General features: G+C 65.9%; 18 protein-coding genes and 2 tRNA genes. 8 read left to right on the top strand and 12 right to left on the bottom strand.

The window, feature by feature from the left end:
* Positions 1 to 160 precede the first annotated feature (160 nt).
* Positions 161 to 724 carry a hypothetical protein gene (locus tag AC07YZ_RS02760; protein WP_494793615.1) on the bottom strand — a complete coding sequence of 188 codons (564 nt, stop codon included), beginning with the start codon at positions 722 to 724 and terminating at the stop codon, positions 161 to 163.
* Positions 725 to 940: 216 nt separating this feature from the next.
* On the opposite strand from AC07YZ_RS02760, the gene AC07YZ_RS02755 reads away from it, so the two are divergent.
* From AC07YZ_RS02755 to AC07YZ_RS02740, 4 genes are all read left to right on the top strand, one after another.
* The gene (locus AC07YZ_RS02755) at positions 941 to 1,765 is read left to right on the top strand and encodes a TraB/GumN family protein (RefSeq protein WP_494793614.1); all 825 of its coding nucleotides are present in this window, start codon (positions 941 to 943) and stop codon (positions 1,763 to 1,765) included.
* A gap of 138 nt (positions 1,766 to 1,903) precedes the next feature.
* The gene (locus AC07YZ_RS02750; protein WP_494793613.1) at positions 1,904 to 2,413 is read left to right on the top strand and encodes a bacteriohemerythrin; all 510 of its coding nucleotides are present in this window, start codon (positions 1,904 to 1,906) and stop codon (positions 2,411 to 2,413) included.
* A 75-nt stretch (positions 2,414 to 2,488) separates the two neighbouring features.
* Positions 2,489 to 2,830 (top strand): TA system antitoxin ParD family protein, encoded by a 342-nt coding sequence (locus AC07YZ_RS02745; protein ID WP_494793612.1) that lies wholly within the window; start codon positions 2,489 to 2,491, stop codon positions 2,828 to 2,830.
* A 12-nt stretch (positions 2,831 to 2,842) separates the two neighbouring features.
* Positions 2,843 to 3,460 (top strand): ATPase, encoded by a 618-nt coding sequence (locus AC07YZ_RS02740; protein ID WP_494793611.1) that lies wholly within the window; start codon positions 2,843 to 2,845, stop codon positions 3,458 to 3,460.
* A gap of 24 nt (positions 3,461 to 3,484) precedes the next feature.
* Here AC07YZ_RS02740 and AC07YZ_RS02735 read toward each other — a convergent pair whose 3' ends face one another.
* A complete protein-coding gene (locus AC07YZ_RS02735; protein ID WP_494794025.1) occupies positions 3,485 to 3,946 on the bottom strand; it encodes an Lrp/AsnC family transcriptional regulator in 462 nt (153 codons plus the stop codon).
* A gap of 126 nt (positions 3,947 to 4,072) precedes the next feature.
* Here AC07YZ_RS02735 and AC07YZ_RS02730 point away from each other — a divergent pair, with 126 nt between their 5' ends.
* Together AC07YZ_RS02730 and AC07YZ_RS02725 are read left to right on the top strand one after the other, a co-directional pair.
* Entirely contained in the window at positions 4,073 to 4,765 is a 693-nt protein-coding gene (locus AC07YZ_RS02730; protein ID WP_494793610.1) for an aspartate/glutamate racemase family protein, read from the top strand.
* A gap of 23 nt (positions 4,766 to 4,788) precedes the next feature.
* Positions 4,789 to 5,658: a class II glutamine amidotransferase gene (locus AC07YZ_RS02725; RefSeq protein ID WP_494793609.1), complete on the top strand. Its 870-nt coding sequence runs from the start codon at positions 4,789 to 4,791 to the stop codon at positions 5,656 to 5,658.
* A gap of 9 nt (positions 5,659 to 5,667) precedes the next feature.
* Here AC07YZ_RS02725 and AC07YZ_RS02720 read toward each other — a convergent pair whose 3' ends face one another.
* Together AC07YZ_RS02720 and pobA are read right to left on the bottom strand one after the other, a co-directional pair.
* Positions 5,668 to 6,588, bottom strand: coding sequence for a CoA transferase (locus AC07YZ_RS02720; protein ID WP_494793608.1), 921 nt, complete (start codon positions 6,586 to 6,588; stop codon positions 5,668 to 5,670).
* A 209-nt stretch (positions 6,589 to 6,797) separates the two neighbouring features.
* Positions 6,798 to 7,982: a 4-hydroxybenzoate 3-monooxygenase gene (pobA, locus tag AC07YZ_RS02715; RefSeq protein WP_494793607.1), complete on the bottom strand. Its 1,185-nt coding sequence runs from the start codon at positions 7,980 to 7,982 to the stop codon at positions 6,798 to 6,800.
* Between the two features lie 232 nt (positions 7,983 to 8,214).
* Here pobA and AC07YZ_RS02710 point away from each other — a divergent pair, with 232 nt between their 5' ends.
* The gene (locus AC07YZ_RS02710; protein ID WP_494793606.1) at positions 8,215 to 8,997 is read left to right on the top strand and encodes an IclR family transcriptional regulator domain-containing protein; all 783 of its coding nucleotides are present in this window, start codon (positions 8,215 to 8,217) and stop codon (positions 8,995 to 8,997) included.
* Positions 8,998 to 9,031: 34 nt separating this feature from the next.
* Here the strand turns inward: AC07YZ_RS02710 and AC07YZ_RS02705 are convergent, their stop codons facing one another.
* The 8 genes from AC07YZ_RS02705 to AC07YZ_RS02670 all read right to left on the bottom strand — a co-directional run bounded on the left by AC07YZ_RS02705 (position 9,032) and on the right by AC07YZ_RS02670 (position 14,985).
* Entirely contained in the window at positions 9,032 to 9,748 is a 717-nt protein-coding gene (locus AC07YZ_RS02705) for an ABC transporter ATP-binding protein (protein ID WP_494793605.1), read from the bottom strand.
* Positions 9,745 to 10,509: an ABC transporter ATP-binding protein gene (locus AC07YZ_RS02700; RefSeq protein ID WP_494793604.1), complete on the bottom strand. Its 765-nt coding sequence runs from the start codon at positions 10,507 to 10,509 to the stop codon at positions 9,745 to 9,747. The genes AC07YZ_RS02705 and AC07YZ_RS02700 overlap by 4 nt, the downstream gene beginning before the upstream one ends.
* Entirely contained in the window at positions 10,502 to 11,503 is a 1,002-nt protein-coding gene (locus AC07YZ_RS02695; protein WP_494793603.1) for a branched-chain amino acid ABC transporter permease, read from the bottom strand. Before AC07YZ_RS02695 ends, AC07YZ_RS02700 begins: the two co-directional genes overlap by 8 nt.
* Positions 11,500 to 12,363, bottom strand: coding sequence for a branched-chain amino acid ABC transporter permease (locus AC07YZ_RS02690; protein WP_226492853.1), 864 nt, complete (start codon positions 12,361 to 12,363; stop codon positions 11,500 to 11,502). The genes AC07YZ_RS02695 and AC07YZ_RS02690 overlap by 4 nt, the downstream gene beginning before the upstream one ends.
* A gap of 75 nt (positions 12,364 to 12,438) precedes the next feature.
* Positions 12,439 to 13,626 carry an ABC transporter substrate-binding protein gene (locus AC07YZ_RS02685; RefSeq protein ID WP_494793602.1) on the bottom strand — a complete coding sequence of 396 codons (1,188 nt, stop codon included), beginning with the start codon at positions 13,624 to 13,626 and terminating at the stop codon, positions 12,439 to 12,441.
* A gap of 380 nt (positions 13,627 to 14,006) precedes the next feature.
* Positions 14,007 to 14,083, bottom strand: a tRNA-Arg gene (locus tag AC07YZ_RS02680).
* 60 nt (positions 14,084 to 14,143) lie between these two features.
* A tRNA-Pro gene (locus AC07YZ_RS02675) sits at positions 14,144 to 14,220 on the bottom strand.
* Positions 14,221 to 14,280: 60 nt separating this feature from the next.
* On the bottom strand, positions 14,281 to 14,985 hold the full coding sequence (locus tag AC07YZ_RS02670; protein ID WP_226492855.1) for a glutathione binding-like protein: 705 nt from the start codon (positions 14,983 to 14,985) through the stop codon (positions 14,281 to 14,283).
* A 73-nt stretch (positions 14,986 to 15,058) separates the two neighbouring features.
* Here AC07YZ_RS02670 and AC07YZ_RS02665 point away from each other — a divergent pair, with 73 nt between their 5' ends.
* Positions 15,059 to 15,718, top strand: a complete 660-nt coding sequence (locus AC07YZ_RS02665) for a hypothetical protein (RefSeq protein ID WP_494793601.1) — start codon at positions 15,059 to 15,061, stop codon at positions 15,716 to 15,718.
* Positions 15,719 to 15,729: the final 11 nt, after the last annotated feature.

Below are 15,729 nucleotides of genomic sequence, written 5' to 3'. Positions count from 1 at the left end.
CGCCGAAGGGTGCGACCGCAACCGGCAAGGCGCCGACCAAGGGTCGCATCCTGACCCAGCACACGGGCTTGCCGCCACGGGCTGGAGTGAAGGGGCCGTCGTCCGCTAAGTGGTCGCTCCGACGGAGCGGACCCCACAACGCCCCTTGGCTTATGACCCGTTACCTGAAATCGGCGGCCAGAGGGTTGGCGGGAGCCAGGTGGTCGTTGCTGCCGGCGTCTTTCGGCAACTGGGGCGCTACCGCCTGCTTGGCTTGGATTTTGGTATACGGAGATGCGCTTCCCCATCCCGTGGGGATTTCATTGGGGTTGTTGGTAATGACCAGAAAAAGCTGCGTTGCATTGGCGGTGATATAGCCTGGATACGCTCCGTCTGGATAGGTCATGCTCATCGTGTCGACTTCTCCGCCCAGAACATTGGCTTTGGGCCCCAGTTGGATCGTCACATTGGGGGCATCGGGGATGGCGCCCAAGAGGTTTTTGCAGGCTGGGTCGGAGTGGGCCAGCGTATTGGAATCACTGCCATTCAGCGAGGTGGCCGACGCTTTTGCCAAGTTGAAGGTGCGGGTTTGAAAGTAGGTTTTGCCGTCGATCGCTTTGTAGGAGAAACAGGCTGACTTCCAGGCTCCGACATACATGTCAGCGGGGTCGTCAGAGCCGCCGCCGCAAGCCACCAGGGCAGAAACACCCACCGACGCCAGGAAAAATTTGAACAAACGATTCACGAAAGACCTTGATGAAGTGAGTTAACCGAGACTGTTGCAAATTGTAAATCGCGGCGCTACACCGACAATCCGACGATGTTCTATCGATCCATTTTCTGGCGCCGCTTCACTGCCACCGCGGCATTCGCCGCCTTGTGCTCAGCGATCCCGGCCATGGCGGCGCCTGCCGATGCCGCCTTCTGTCCACCCCAACCCTCACCCCCCAGCCGCGAGCTGATGCAGAAAGCCCAGCAGCAGGCCACCGACCGGGGGTTTCTCTGGCGCATCAGCCGCGACGGGCGCGATTCTTTTCTGTATGGAACGATCCACGCCGGGCGGCCGGAGTGGTTTGCGCTGGGGCCGAAGGCCGAGGCCTCGTTGTCTCGCACGGGCGCGTTGGCGCTGGAGATCAACGTGACCGATCCGGCGGTGGCGGAGGCGCTGCGTGGCGTGATGCAGGGGCCGGTGCGGTCACTGTCGGCCGAGCTGATGCAGTCGCTGCGTTCGGCCTGGGCGGCCGAATGCCTGCCGGCGGCGGCCCTCGAGCAGGGGGCGGCTGAGTACCACGCCACCCTGCTGGCCGTGGCGCAGGCGCAGCGCCAGGGGCTGTTTCCGCTGTATGGCGCGGAGTCGGTGCTGCTGATGCACAGCCTGCGCGTCCAGCGCCCGGTGGTGGGGCTGGAGTCGGTGCAGACGCAGCTCTCGGCGCTGCTGGCACGCGACGACGAAGAGGCCGCCGCCATGGTTCGCGAGATGCTGGCCGAACTGCGGCGCCCCGAGGCCGTGCGTGGCCTGGAGCGGCTGGCGCGGGCCTGGGCGAGCCGTGACCTGAAGGACCTGGAGGCCTATGCCGACTGGTGCGACTGCCTGAACACGCCGACCGACCGGGAGGTGTTTGCCCGCCTGGTGGACGGGCGCAACCCCGGCATGGCCGAGGCGATCGAGCGGCTGCACGCCGAGGTGAGCGTGTTCGCGGCCGTGGGTTCGTTGCACATGGTGGGGCCGCAGGGGCTGCCGGCCCTCTTGGAAGCCAGAGGATTCAAGGTCCGTCGCGTGTTCTGAGATGGACGGCTTGCGGGTAGGAAGCGAAGGCTTGAGATATGTCATGAACTGTGCTGATTCTCCCCACGGCGCAGCGGGCTTTCCAACACAATTCGTTACTTCCGGGCGACACCTGTCGTCCATTTGGGGACACTTTCCATGGCACATCTGAACTGGACGCCCGATCTTGAAACGGGCATCCGCGAAATCGACGGGCAGCACAAGCGCATCGTCGACTACATCAACCAGCTCTACGACGCCCGTGACCACGACGACCGCGAGGCCGTGGGTGCTGTGATCGACGAAATGGTGGACTACACGCTGTCGCACTTCGCATTCGAAGAATCCCTGATGGCGGACGCCGGCTACATGTTCGCCGGCCCGCACAAGAAGGTGCACGAGCTGTTCACGCGCCGGGTGGGCGAATACCGCATGCGCTTCGAGGCGGGTGAAGACGTGGCGTCCGATCTGCACGCCATGCTCTCGCGCTGGCTGTTCAACCACATCCGCAACGACGACCGCAGCTACGCCGACGCGGTGAAGGTCTACCTGAAGAACGTCAGCCACGGCGAGTCCGATATGAAGGCCCAGATCAAGGAAGAGCTGATCCGTGAGCTGCAGCTGAAAAAGAAGCGCGGTTTCTTCGCGCGGCTGTTCGGCCAGGACTGAACGCTGAACCGGGCTGCCGCAGAGTGGTCAACTGGCCTGAAATGGCGCAAAATGCGCCAAACAGGAATTTTCGCCATGTCCTCCACCCCCAGCCCGTTTGCGTCCGTGAAACTGCCCACTGCCCTGGTGCAGCAGGCCCGAGAGGCTGCCCAGCCGCAGCGCCGCTCGATTGCGGGTCAGATCGAATACTGGGCCACCCTGGGACGCATTGCCGACGAAACCGGCCTCACCGTGCAGGAGGCACGCGAGGCGATTGCGCTCTACGACGCCCGCCACCGCGCCCCAGCAGACGAGTCCCTTGACGCCATCGAGGCGCGCTTCGTGGCCGCCGAATCCACCGGTCGCCTGGCCCAGGCGGTGCGCGACACCGTGCTGGCCAACCGCCAGAAAACCGCGCCCACCCGCCGCGCCGCCTGACGCCGCTGCCCCTTGGCCGCTCCGGTCTTTTACCTGCTGGCCGGTCCCAACGGTGCGGGCAAGTCCACGCTGTACCGCAGCGCGGTGGTCCAGGGCCTGATTCCCGCCAACGCCGAATTCGTCAACGCCGACCTGCACGAGGTGGGCCATCTGCAACATGTGGCCGACGCCGCCGAGCGCTCGCGCCAGGCGCGCCAGTGGGCCGATGCGCGGCGGGTGCAGTGTCTGGCCGAAGGCCGCTCGTTCGCCAGCGAAACCGTGTTTTCCCACACCTCCAAGCTCGATCTGATGGCGGCGGCCCGCCGCGCCGGGTTCAGCGTGGTGCTGCTGGTGGTGTGTGTGGACGACCCGCAGCAGCTGCTCGCCCGGGTGAACCAGCGCGTGGAAGAGGGCGGCCACCCGGTGCCACCCGAGCGCATCCTGGCGCGTTACCCGCGCACCGTGCGGCACCTGAGCGTGGCGGTGCGGCGGGCCGATCTGGCGCTGCTCTACGACACATCGCAACCGCCCGACCAGGTGTTTCAACCGCCGCGGCTGGTGGCGCGGTTGCGCGGCGGCGAGCTGGTGTGGCAGGCCGACCCGTTGCCGGCCTGGGCCCGCCACGTGGTGTCGCCCGAGCCCATGCGATGAGCGGCCGAGGCTTCTGCTCGCGGGTCAGTCCGCGTAGTCCAGCGGCAGGGCGGTGGTGAACTTCAGTTCCTCCATGGCGAAACTGCTGCTCACGTCCGAGAGTTCGATGGAACGGATCAAGCGCTTGTAGACCGCGTCGTAGGCCGCGATGTCGGGCACCACCACGCGCAGCAGGTAGTCCACGTCGCCGCTCATGCGGTAGAACTCGACGATCTCGGGGATATCGCGCACGGTGTCGCGAAAACCCTCGAACCAGGCCTGGCTGTGCTGGTTGGTGCGCACCCCCACGAACACCGTCACGCCCAGGTTGATCTTGCACGGGTCGACCAGGGCCACGTGGCGGGTGATGAAACCGTGCTCGCGCAGCCGCTGAATGCGCCGCCAGCAGGGCGTGGACGAGAGGTTCACCGCCTGCGCCAGATCGGCCAGCGGTGTTTCCGCATCGCGTTGCAGGATCGCAAGAAGCTGCCGATCAATCGCATCCAGTTTCTTTTTCATGTCAACTCATGGAAATGATTTCTACATTAGGCCATTTTTTGAGCTGAAAAGGCAAGCCGGTTCTGCGCCCGCCCACGCACACTCCCTGCATTCGCAACACGCTTTGGAGCACGCATGAAAACCATTGGCCTGATCGGCGGCATGAGCTGGGAGTCCACCACTCTCTATTACCAGTTGATCAACCGCGAGGTGGCCCGGCGCCTGGGTGGCCTCAGCAGTGCCCGCCTCAACCTGGTGAGCCTGGACTTCCAGGACATCGCCCAACGGCAGCGCGCCGGCGACTGGCCGGGCATGGCGGACATCCTGCGCCAGGCGGCGCGGCGTCTGCAGGAGACCGGCGCCCAGTGCCTGCTGATCGGCACCAACACCATGCACAAGCTGGCGCCAGAGGTCCAGGCGGCGTCCGACGTGCCCTTGCTGCACATCGCCGACGTGACCGCCGACGCCATCCTGGCGCAGGGGCTGGACGCGGTGGGCCTCATGGGCACGCGCTTCACCATGGAACAGGACTTCTACGTGGAGCGGCTGGCCTCGCGCGGCATCCGCTGCGTCATCCCCGACGAGGCCGAGCGCATCGAGATCCACCGCATCATTTTCGAAGAGCTGTGTCAGGGCCAGCTGCCGCCCGCATCGCGCGCCTGGCTCTCGGCCTGCATCGAGTCGCTCAAGGCACGTGGGGCCCAGGGCGTGGTGCTGGGTTGCACCGAGCTGCCGCTGATCGTGGGGCCGGAAGACAGCTGCCTGCCCACGTTCGACACCACCGCGCTGCACGCCATGGCGGCCGTGAACTTCGCCCTGGCCGACTGAGCGGCTTCGAGGAGCGCACCGACATGTGTCAACTGCTGGGCATGAGCTGCAACACCACCGCGTCCATCCGGTTTTCGTTCACCGGCTTTGCGCAGCGCGGGGGCTGCACCGCCGACCACGTGGACGGCTGGGGCATCGCGTTCTACGAACCCACCGGCTCGCGCATGTTTCTCGACGACCGGCCGGCGAGCGAGTCGAGGCTGGCGGAATTCGTGCGCAGCTACCCGATCCAGTCGCGCACGGTGATCTCGCACATCCGCAAGGCCACGCAGGGCACGGTGAGCCTGGCCAACACCCATCCGTTCACCCGCGAGTGGCTGGGGCAGAACTGGTTCTTCGCCCACAACGGCGATCTGCGCAATTTCCACCCGGCGCTCGACGGCGGCTTTCTGCCGGTGGGCAACACCGACAGCGAGAAGGCCTTTTGCTACCTGATGCAATGCCTGCGGCAGACCTTTGCCGACCGGCTGCGCCCGCCGGAGTGGGCCGAGCTGGCGCCGGTGCTGGCCCGGCTCAACCGCGAGGTGGCGCGCTACGGCAACTTCAACTACCTGCTGACCAACGGCGATGCGCTGTATGCCCACTGCTCCAGCCAGCTGGCCTGCCTGGAGCGCGCGCATCCCTTCCCCATGGCCCGGCTGGTGGACTGCGACATCCGCATGGACCTGAGCGCGCTCAATGGCGAGGCGGACCGCATGGTCATCGTCGCCACCGAACCGCTGACGCTGGACGAGCCCTGGCGCGCGCTGCGCACGGGTGAGAGCAAGGTGTTTGTGATGGGGCGGGAAGTCTGGTCGCACCACGAGCCCGAAACCATCCGCTTTCCGCTGCCCACCAGCACTGCCGGCCGGGCCTGGCCGCTGCCGCAGGCCGGGCTCGTGGCACCTGCCTGAGATCCGCGTTCAGGCCGGCAAGGTGTGCAGGGGTATGTCGCGGGCAGCGGCGAGCTGGTCGAGTTGCTGGCGCGTCTGGCCGGCCAGGAAGCGGGCGATGGCGGTGTGCACCTCGGGCCGGAACATCGTGCGCACATCGGCCATTGCCACGCCCGTGGCAGCGCAGAGGGACGCGGCGAAGTGCGGCTCCAGCGCGGCCAGGGCCACGCGGCCGTCCTGGCAGGGATAGACGCGGTAGCCCGCATGGGCGCCGCCCACCGAGCCGCTGGGCAGGGTCAGGCCCCAGTCGCGGGGCAGGGCGAGCCAGGCGGCGGCGTCGGACAGCGCGACCTCCTGGAACGACCCCTGGCCACGGGTCTTTTGCGCCAGAACGGCCTTCAGGGCCGCCTCGCTGGCCATGAGCGCGCCGCCCATGTCGGCAAACAGCGTGGCCGGCAGGTCCAGCCCGGTCACAAGGCCGGCGTGGGCCAGATACGTCAGGTCGTGCCCCGGCTCTTCGGCGCGCGCGCCCGGCGCACCCACGATGGCCACCACAGACAGCGCCGAGTAGGCCTTGTGCAGCGCCTTCCAGGAGAGGCCCAGCTTGGCCAGCGCCGAAGGGCGGAACGAGGTCAGCAGCAGGTCGGTGCGGGCCAGCTCTTTGTGCAGCCGGGCCTGGCCCTTGTCCGTCTTCAGGTCGATGCTCAGGACCCGGATGCCCGCGTGCAGCGTGGCGTAGGCGGTCGGGTTGTACTGGCCCATCGGATCGCCGCTGGTGCCCGCGGGCGCGCCCTTGGGTCCGGGCGGTTCGGCCTTGAGGCAGGTCGCGCCCATGGCCTTGAGGCGCATGAGCGCGGCCGGCCCGGGCAGGTTGAGCGCCAGGCTGAGCACGCGCACGCCGCGCAGCGGCTTGAGGGGTTTGATCGGGTTGGAGGCGGTGTTGGGCGGCATGGCGTTACAGATTGACGTTCACGTCAATGTATCGCCATGGCAGGTGGTTTCGAAGCGCGAGTGCGACAACCTTGCGACAAAATCCCGATGCAAACGCCGCCTCCGGCCCGATGTGACTTCACCCAGGATGCGGTGGAACCGGCTTTGCCGGGCCACTCGCATCGCCCCTTTGAGGGGGTGACGCCGCAGGCGGCGCGGGGGTGGGCCATCTACTCCCCGAAATTCAGCGGCAGGCCGACGTAGTTCTCGGCGATGGTTTTCAGACCCGCTTCCGAGTGCATCAGGTAGTCCAACTCGGCCTGCTGCAGCTTGCCGTTGATGGCGCCTTCGCCATCGAAGTTGTGCATGATCGACGTGAACCACCACGAGAAGCGCTCGGCGCGCCAGATGCGTTTGAGGCAGCGCTCGGAGTAGCTGTCGATGCCGGCCTCGGTCTTGTCCTGGTAGAACTCGATGAGGGCGTTCGAGAGGTACTTCACGTCGGTGGCGGCCAGGTTCAGGCCCTTGGCGCCGGTGGGCGGCACGATGTGGCCCGCGTCGCCCGCCAGGAACATGCGGCCAAAGCGCAGCGGCTCGGTGACGAAGCTGCGCAGCGGCGCGATGCTCTTTTCCAGGCTCGGGCCGGTGACCAGCTGGTCGGCGGCTTCGGGGTCCAGGCGCAGCTTGAGTTCGGCCCAGAAGGCGTCGTCGCTCCACCGCTCGATCTTGTCGGTCAGCGGCACCTGCAGGTAGTAGCGGCTGCGCGTGTGGCTGCGCTGCGAGCACAGCGCAAAACCCCGCGGGTGGTTCACGTAGATCAGTTCGTGGTGCACCGGCGGCGTGTCGGAGAGCAGGCCGAGCCAGCCGAAGGGGTAGACCTTCTCGAACTCCTTGATGGCCGAGCGCGGCGCGCTGGCGCGGCACACGCCGTGGAAGCCGTCGCAGCCGGCGATGAAGTCGCAGTCAATGGTGTGGGTCTGGCCGTCTTTCTCGTAGGTGACGCGCGGCTGGGTGGTGTCGAAATCGTGCACCTGCACGTTGGCCGCTTCATAGACCGTGGGCAGGCCGGCGGCCGCGCGCGCGTCCATCAGGTCGCGGGTGACCTCGGTCTGGCCGTAGACCATGACCTTCTTGCCGCCGGTGAGCTTTTCCAGGTCGATGCGGTGGCGCACGCCGTTGAACAGCATGTCGAACCCGCTGTGCACCAGGCCTTCGGCATGCATGCGCTGGCCCACGCCCGCTTCGTCCATCAGGTCGGCTGCCACCTGTTCCAGCACGCCGGCGCGGATGCGGCCGAGCACGTAGTCGGGCGTCTGGCGCTCCAGAATGATGGCGTCGATGCCGGCCTTGTGCAGCAACTGGCCGAGCAGCAGGCCGGAGGGGCCTGCACCGATGATGGCAACCTGGGTACGCATGTGAGTGGGTTCACCCCCGCGCCGCCTTCGGCGTCACCCCCTCAAGGGGGCGGAACCTGCCGCCCGGCAAAGCCGGTTCGGCGGTTCCCTGGCATTGGCTGCCTCAGGCGTGGCGGGTGGGCAAAGAATGTGGTTGAAGGAATCTGCAGAATAGGTAGAAGCCATCGGGTTTTCAATAGATGAAGTCGCTGCCTGCGCGATCATCAGTGGTTATGTGCGATCATCGCGCAGCATGAACAATGAAGCGAAACTGATTGCCAAGGCCGACTTCATCGAAGGCATGGCCAAGGGCATGGCCGTGCTGGAGAGTTTCGACACCGAACGCCAGCGGCTCAATGCCACGCAGGCCGCCGAGCGTGCCGGCCTGACCCGCGCGGCCGCCCGGCGCCATCTGCTCACGCTGGCCTACCTGGGCTATCTGGACACCGACGGCACACACTACTGGCTCTCGGCCAAGGTGCTGCGTTTCTCGGGCAGCTATTTGTCTTCGGCCCGCCTGCCGCGCTTGCTGCAGCCCACGCTGAACCGGCTGGCGGCGCAGACGCGCGAGTCGTTTTCCGCCGTGGTGCTCGACGGCGACGAGGTGGTGATCGTGGCGCGCAGCGTGTCCATTGGCGGTCAGCGCCTCATGGCCTATGGCCTGCACCTGGGTGCGCGCCTGCCGGTGCACGCCACGTCCACCGGACGCGTGCTGCTGGCGGCTTTGCCGCGCGCCGAATTCAACGCCTGGCTCAAGGGCCGCGAACTGGCGCGGCTGACGCCGAAGACCACCATCGACCACAAGGCGTTTCGCGCGGCCGTGGCACGGGTGAAGGCCGACGACCACGCCGTGGCCAGCGAGGAACACGAGCTCGGCGTGCACGCGCTGGCCGTGCCGCTGCGCAACATGCAGGGAAAAACGGTGGCGGCGCTCAACGTGGTGGCCTCGCCCGACCGGCTCGCACCCGATGTGATGCGCCAGGACCTGCTGCCGCTGCTGCTGGACGCGGCAAGAGAGCTCAGACCGTTGTTATGAAAACGGCGCCCTCTGCGGCGCGGGGAGGGCCCGCTCAAACCCCGAGGTACTGCTCCAGCAGTTCCGGCTTCGACAGCAGTTCGTCCGAACTGCCTTCGAACGCCACCTCGCCCTTGACGAGGATGACGTTGCGGTCGGTGATCTGGGTCACGTGTTTCCAGTTCTTGTCCACGATCACGCTGCTGATGCCGCTCTCGCGGATCAGGCCGCAGATGCGCCAGATCTCGCGCGCGATCAGTGGCGCCAGGCCTTCGGTGGCTTCGTCGAGGATCAGCACGTCGGGGTTGGTCATGAGCGCGCGGCCGATGGTCAGCATCTGCTGCTCGCCGCCACTGAGTTGCTGGCCGCCGTGGTTCAGGCGCTCGGCCAGGCGGGGAAAGGTCTCCAGCACGCGCTCGTAGGTCCAGTCGCGCTGGCCCTTGCAGCCCGCGCGGGCCGACATGACCAGGTTTTCCTTCACGCTCAGGTTGCCGAAGATACCCCGGCCTTCGGGCACGTAGGCGATGCCTTCGCGCGCGATCTCGTAGGTGGAGGCGCCCGTCATGGGCCGACCCTTGATGAGCACGCCGCCGCCGCTGGGCTTGACGATGCCCATGAGCGACTTGAGCAGGGTCGTCTTGCCCATGCCGTTGCGGCCCATCAGACCGATGGTCTGGCCCTGGCCGACCGTGAAGTCCACACCGCGCAGGATGTGGCTGGCGCCGTAGTGGGTGTGCAGGCCGGAGGCCTGGATCAGCGGCGTGGCTTTCATGCGTGGTCCTCTCCGAGATACGCCGCTTGCACCAGAGGGTCGCTGCGCACCTCGGCCGGCGTGCCGCTGGCGATCACCTGGCCATTGACCATCACGGTGAGTTGATCGGCCAGCGAGAACACGGCGTCCATGTCGTGCTCCACCAGCATCATGGCGTGGTTCTTCTTCAGCTTCTGCAGCAGGGCGATCATGCTTTCGGCCTCGGCCTGTCCCATGCCGGCCAGGGGCTCGTCGAGCAGCAGCACGGTGGGCTCGGTGGCCAGGGTCATGGCGATTTCGAGCTGGCGCTGCTCACCGTGGCTGGTGGTGCCGGCCACGGTCTGGCTGCGGTGCGTCAGGCCAGCGAGTTCGATGGCGCGCTCGCAGCGCTGGTTGACACCGGCCATGGCCTGGGCCGAACCGATCCAGCGCAGCGGGTTCCAGGGCCAGTGGCGCTCGCGCGATTGCGCGGCCAGCCGCACGTTGTCCCACACCGTGAAGGGCAGGAAGATGTTGGTCTTCTGGTAGCTGCGGCCCAGACCCAGGCGAGAGATCGATTCGGGCGAATGGCCGGCGGTTTCCGTGCCGTTGAGCGTGATGCTCCCCGAGGTGGGTGGCAGGTCGCCCGAGAGCAGGTTGGTCAGGGTGGACTTGCCCGCCCCGTTGGGGCCGATCACGGCATGGATGTGGTCGCGGAACAGATCCACCGACACGTCGTTCACGGCGGCCAGGCCACCGAAACGCTTGGTCAGGCTGCGGGCGCTCAGCAGGAGATCACTCATCGCTGTTCACCCCGCGGCGGCGCTGGAACTTTTCGCTCAGGCCGAGCAGGCCACGCGGCGCGAACACCACCACCAGCACGATGAAGCCGCCCATGAGCAGTTGCCAGTGTTTGGTGAGGTCTTTGAAAAAGTGCATCACGTATTCGAACGCGAAGGCGCCCACAATGGCCCCGGCGAAATTGCCCATGCCGCCCAGGATCACCATCATGATGGCGTGCGCGCTCATGTGAAAACCCATGAGATCGGGGTTCACGAAACCGGTCTGCGCGGCCCACAGGAACCCGGCCACGCCGGCCAGGGTGCCGGCCAGCGTGAAGGCGGCGAGCTTGTAGCCGAAGGTGCCGTAGCCCACGGCGCGCATGCGGTGTTCGTTGACGCGGATGCCCGCGAGCACGCGGCCAAACGGCGAGAACAGCAGGCGGCGCAGGAAGGCATAGACAGCCACCAGCATCGCCAGCGTGAAGTAATAGAAGGTGGTCTTGTTTTCCAGGTCGATGCCGGCCCAGCCGAACAGGGTCGCGTCGGGCCGGAAGTTGACGTACAGGCCGTCCGATCCCCCGAGCTCCTTGTTGTCGAAGAACAGGAAGAACACCATCTGCGCGAAGGCCATGGTGACCATGATGAAGTAGATGCCGTGCGTGCGCACCACGAAGAAGCCGATCACCAGCGCCGCCAGCCCGGCACCGAGAGCCGACACCGGCAGCGCCCACCACAGGCTGATGGGCGTGTCGGCCGGGGTCAGGAACGCCAGCGCGTAGCCGGCCAGGCCGAAGTAGGCGGCGTGGCCGAGCGACACCAAACCGCTCACGCCCTGCAGCAGGTCCAGGCTCATGGCGAAGATCGCCAGGATCATCATCTGCGAGAGCATCTGCAGGTAGAAGTCGGCGCTGTCGGAGGGCACCAGCGGAAACGCCGCGAGCGCGACCGCACCCAGCGCCAGCAGCACCTGCACGCTGCGCGGCAGTTTTTCGAGTTGGGCTTTGGGCGAACTCATTGTTTGAACAGGCCTTCAGGTTTGTAGAGCAGCACGCCGGCCATCAGCATGTAGACGGCCATGCCGGCGATCTGCGGCAGCAGCACTTTGCCGAAGGTGTCCACCAGGCCGACCATGAGCGCGGCCACCAGCGCGCCGCGCACCGAGCCGATGCCACCGATGACCACCACCACGAAACACATGATCAGCACCGAGCTGCCCATGCCGGGGTACACGCTGGAGATCGGCGAGGCGATCATGCCGGCGATGGCGGCCAGCGCCACGCCCAGCGCGAACACCACGCCGTGGATCAGGCGGATGTTGATGCCCAGGGCCTCGGTCATTTCGCGGTTGAAGGCGCCGGCGCGGATCTTCATGCCGAGGCGGGTTTTGGAAATCAGCAAATACAGGCCCAGCGCCAGTGCCACGCACACCGCCGAGATCACCAGCCGGTAGACCGGGTAAGACAGGTTGTCCGTGAGCGGGATGGACCAGTTCACCAGTTCGGGCACCGGGACCGAGTGCACGTCGTCGCCCCAGAGGATGGAACGAACTTCTTCAAAGATGTAGATCAAGCCGAAGGTGAGCAGCACCTGATCGAGGTGGTCGCGGTGGTAGAAGTGGCGGAACAGCAGCCATTCCAGCGCCCAGCCCAGCGCCACGGCGAGCAGCGTGCCCACCACGATGGCCAGCACCAGGCTGTCGAACTGCGAAGCCAGAAACCAGGCGAGGTAGGCCCCCAGCATGTAGAAGCTGCCATGGGCCAGGTTGACCACACCCATGATGCCGAAGATCAGGGTGAGGCCAGCGGCCAGCATGAACAGCAACAGGCCGTATTGCAGGCTGTTGAGCAACTGGATCAGGAAGTTGGCGAAGTCCATCGGATCGGTGATTGGGCGCAGACAGGGCCTGCACCTCGAAAGGCGCAGACCTCGGGCAAGGTTTCAGAACCGGGCTCAGCCCATGCGACAACCGGTGGCCGGGTCGGCCACGGCCTTCTGCGCGATGCCGATGACCTTGTTTTCCTTGTTTTCCACCTTGCGCAGGTACATGTCCTGGATCGGGTTGTGGGCCTTGCTCATGGTCCACTGGCCACGCGGGCTGTCAATGGTCGCGCCTTCCATGGCCGCGTACAGCGCCTTCTTGTTCGACAGGTCGCCCTTGACCGCGTTGGCGCCCTTGACCAGCAGCAGACCCGTGTCGTAACCCTGCACGGCGTACACGTCGGGCTGGGCCTTGAAGGTCTTGGCGTAGTCGAGGCGGAATTTCTTGTTGCGCGGCGTGTCCAGCGAGTCGCTGTAGTGCATGGTGGTCAACACGCCGTCGGCGGCCGGGCCGGCGGCTTCGAGCACACCCTCGGTCAGGAAGCCCGAGCCGTAGAGCTGGATGTTCTTGTTCAGGCCGGCGGCGGCGTAGTCGCGCAGGAACTTGGCGGCGCCGCCACCCGCGAAGAAGCAGGCCACGGCGTCGGGCTTGAGCGAGGCGATTTCGGTCAGCAGCGCCTGGAATTCCACGTTCGGGAAGGGCAGGCCGAGCTTCTTGACGATGGTGCCGCCCGCGGCGGTGTAGCTCTGCTCGAAGCCTTCAAAGGCTTCTTCGCCGGCGGCGTAGTTCCAGGTGATCCAGACCGCCTTCTTGTGGCCGCGTTCCACCATGGCCTTGCCCAGCGCCAGCGTGGGTTGCGAGTTGCTGAACGAGGTGCGGAACACGTTGGGCGCGCACTGGGCACGGGTGGCCACGTGCACACCGGCGTTGGGGATCAGGTTGAGCACGCCACTGTCGCGCGCCACCTTGTGGATGCCCATCTGCACGCCCGAGTGCACCGTGCCCACCAGCACGTCGACCTTGTCGCGCTGCACCAGGCGGTTGGCGTTTTCGATGCCCTTCGCGGGGTTGGACTCATCGTCCACCTTGAAAAACTCCACCTCGCGGCCGCCGAGCTTGCCGCCCTGTTCGTTGAGCGCCATGCGGAAACCGTTTTCGATCGCCACGCCGAGCTGCGCAAACGTGCCGGTGTAGGGCAGCATGAAGCCCACACGGACCTTGTCGGACTGGGCCCGGACAATCTGCGGCAGCAGCAAGCCGCTGGAAGCGGCGCCGATCACGGCGGCACTGCGGGTAAGGACGAGACGGCGGGTGGTCATGGGGTTCTCCTGGTGGGTGGTTTCAAGGGTCGGATCACTGTATGCGGGCGGCGTGGTCTTTGGGATAGTGAATTACCCGTACTTGATGTCTAAACTATTGATGCATGAATGTCACCGGTTTCGTGCTGGCGAGCCACGCTGCTTGGTGATTTATATTGCATTCAATTGGCCCCATTCGGGGCGCCCTAAGCGCGTTGGTTGATGCACTATATTGCATGATATGAAGTCTGATGCTCCGTGAAAACCCTTGGCCTGTTCCCGGGGATGGAGCATGCACGAGCGCACGCGACCAGTCCGCCGACGCGGCGTTCCAGCAAGGGGATGGCGAAATTGGGGAAGAGGGGGCGGGAGCGTTCGCTTGGACGCTGCTCGCGCAGGGGTGGCCTACCCGGAGGGACTCGAACCCCCGACCTGCTGCTTAGAAGGCAGCTGCTCTATCCAGTTGAGCTACGGGTAGACGATGGGTCTGCCGATACAAAAAAGGCCCACGTCGTGGGCCTTTTTGTTCTTCGATGAATGGTCGGAGCGGCGGGATTCGAACTCGCGACCCTCTGCTCCCAAAGCAGATGCGCTACCAGGCTGCGCTACGCTCCGACTAAGCGGCGAATTGTACCCGCTGGCAGACCCGCTTCCGGGCGGGCGATGGATTTTTGTTCAGTGTTTCTGGTACTGCGTCTGTCCGAACAGCACGTCGCGCGCCTTGTCGTCGGTGAGTGGCTGGCGCGCATCGGCCAGGACGGCCACTCCACGCACCACGGCCGGCCGGGCCGCGATGCGGTCGAACCAGTCTTTCAGCCGGGGGTGGTCGGCCCAGTCAATGCCCTGGTTCCGCCAGCTCCGCAGCCACGGGAAGATGGCGATGTCGGCCACGGAATACTGGTTGCCCGCGATGAACTTGTGTTCGGCCAGTTGCTTGTCCATCACGCCGTACAGGCGCCGGGCCTCGTTGGTGTAGCGGTTGATGGCGTAGTCGATCTTTTCCGGGGCGTAGATGCGGAAGTGGTGCGCCTGGCCGAGCATGGGGCCGACGCCGCCCATCTGGAACATCAGCCACTCCAGCACCTTGAATTTGGCCCGGTCCGACTTGGGCAGGAACTTGCCGGTTTTGGCGGCCAGGTAGAGCAGGATGGCGCCCGATTCAAACAGGCTGATGGGCTTGCCATCGGGCCCATTCGTGTCGACCAGCGCGGGGATCTTGTTGTTGGGACTGATTTTGAGAAACTCGGGCTTGAACTGGTCGCCCTGGCCGATGTTGACGGGATGGACACGCCAGTCTCGCCCCAGGCGCAAGCCGCATTCTTCCAGCATGATGTGGACCTTGTGCCCGTTGGGCGTGGGCCAGGAGTAGACGTCGATCATGGGTCGCGTGCCTCTTTCTTTTGATGGGTGGTTGTCTTTCCGCCCGAACGACTTTACGGGAAAACCATTGGCGATGTTTGAGCGGTTTCAGAATCTGCTGCGCGCAGGCAGCGATGGGCTTTCGACCGATGCCGTGCACAGCTGGTCCGAGGCGCGTTCGCTGCACTTCACGCACATGCCCGAGAGCGGCTTTGTCCTCAGCGGCCTGCTGCACGGCCGGCCGCTGCGGGTTGAATGCGGTGCGCCTGCGCGCCTGTTCATCCGTGGGCGCGAGCTTTCGGCGCGGGCCGAACTGGCGCTGGACACGGCGGCCACGGTGGTGCTGATGAACCGCCATCTCAAGCAGCAGTTGACCGAGCAGGCACACCGTTTGTACGAGCAGGTCACGGACGAACTGCAGACCGTGACCGAGCCGCTGCCCGAGGAGATGCGCTGGGTGTCCATGTACCGGGACCTGGGCTGGGAAGGCCCGGACCCCGCGTTCTGGGCACGCTACGCGGTGCTGGCCGACGCGGCCGACACCGCAAGACACTGGGTCGATGATGCGATGGTGGCCCGGTTGATGGCGTGGCCGGATGCCGGCGTTGATGCGCAGACGCCGGTGTTGCTGATGCTCATGCGCGGCAAGACCTATCTGCGCATGCAGGTGACGAGCAAGAACCCCACCGCCAGTGTGCTGTACGCGCTCGACCTGTTCGAGCACGCGAGCGCCCGCGCGATGGAGCTGCCGTAGGACCGCGGGTG

The sequence above is a fragment of the Hydrogenophaga sp. GW101-3F08 genome (assembly GCF_059424585.1).
Note: the sequence above shows the minus strand (reverse complement) of the source record. Positions and strands in the feature narration are given on the sequence as shown.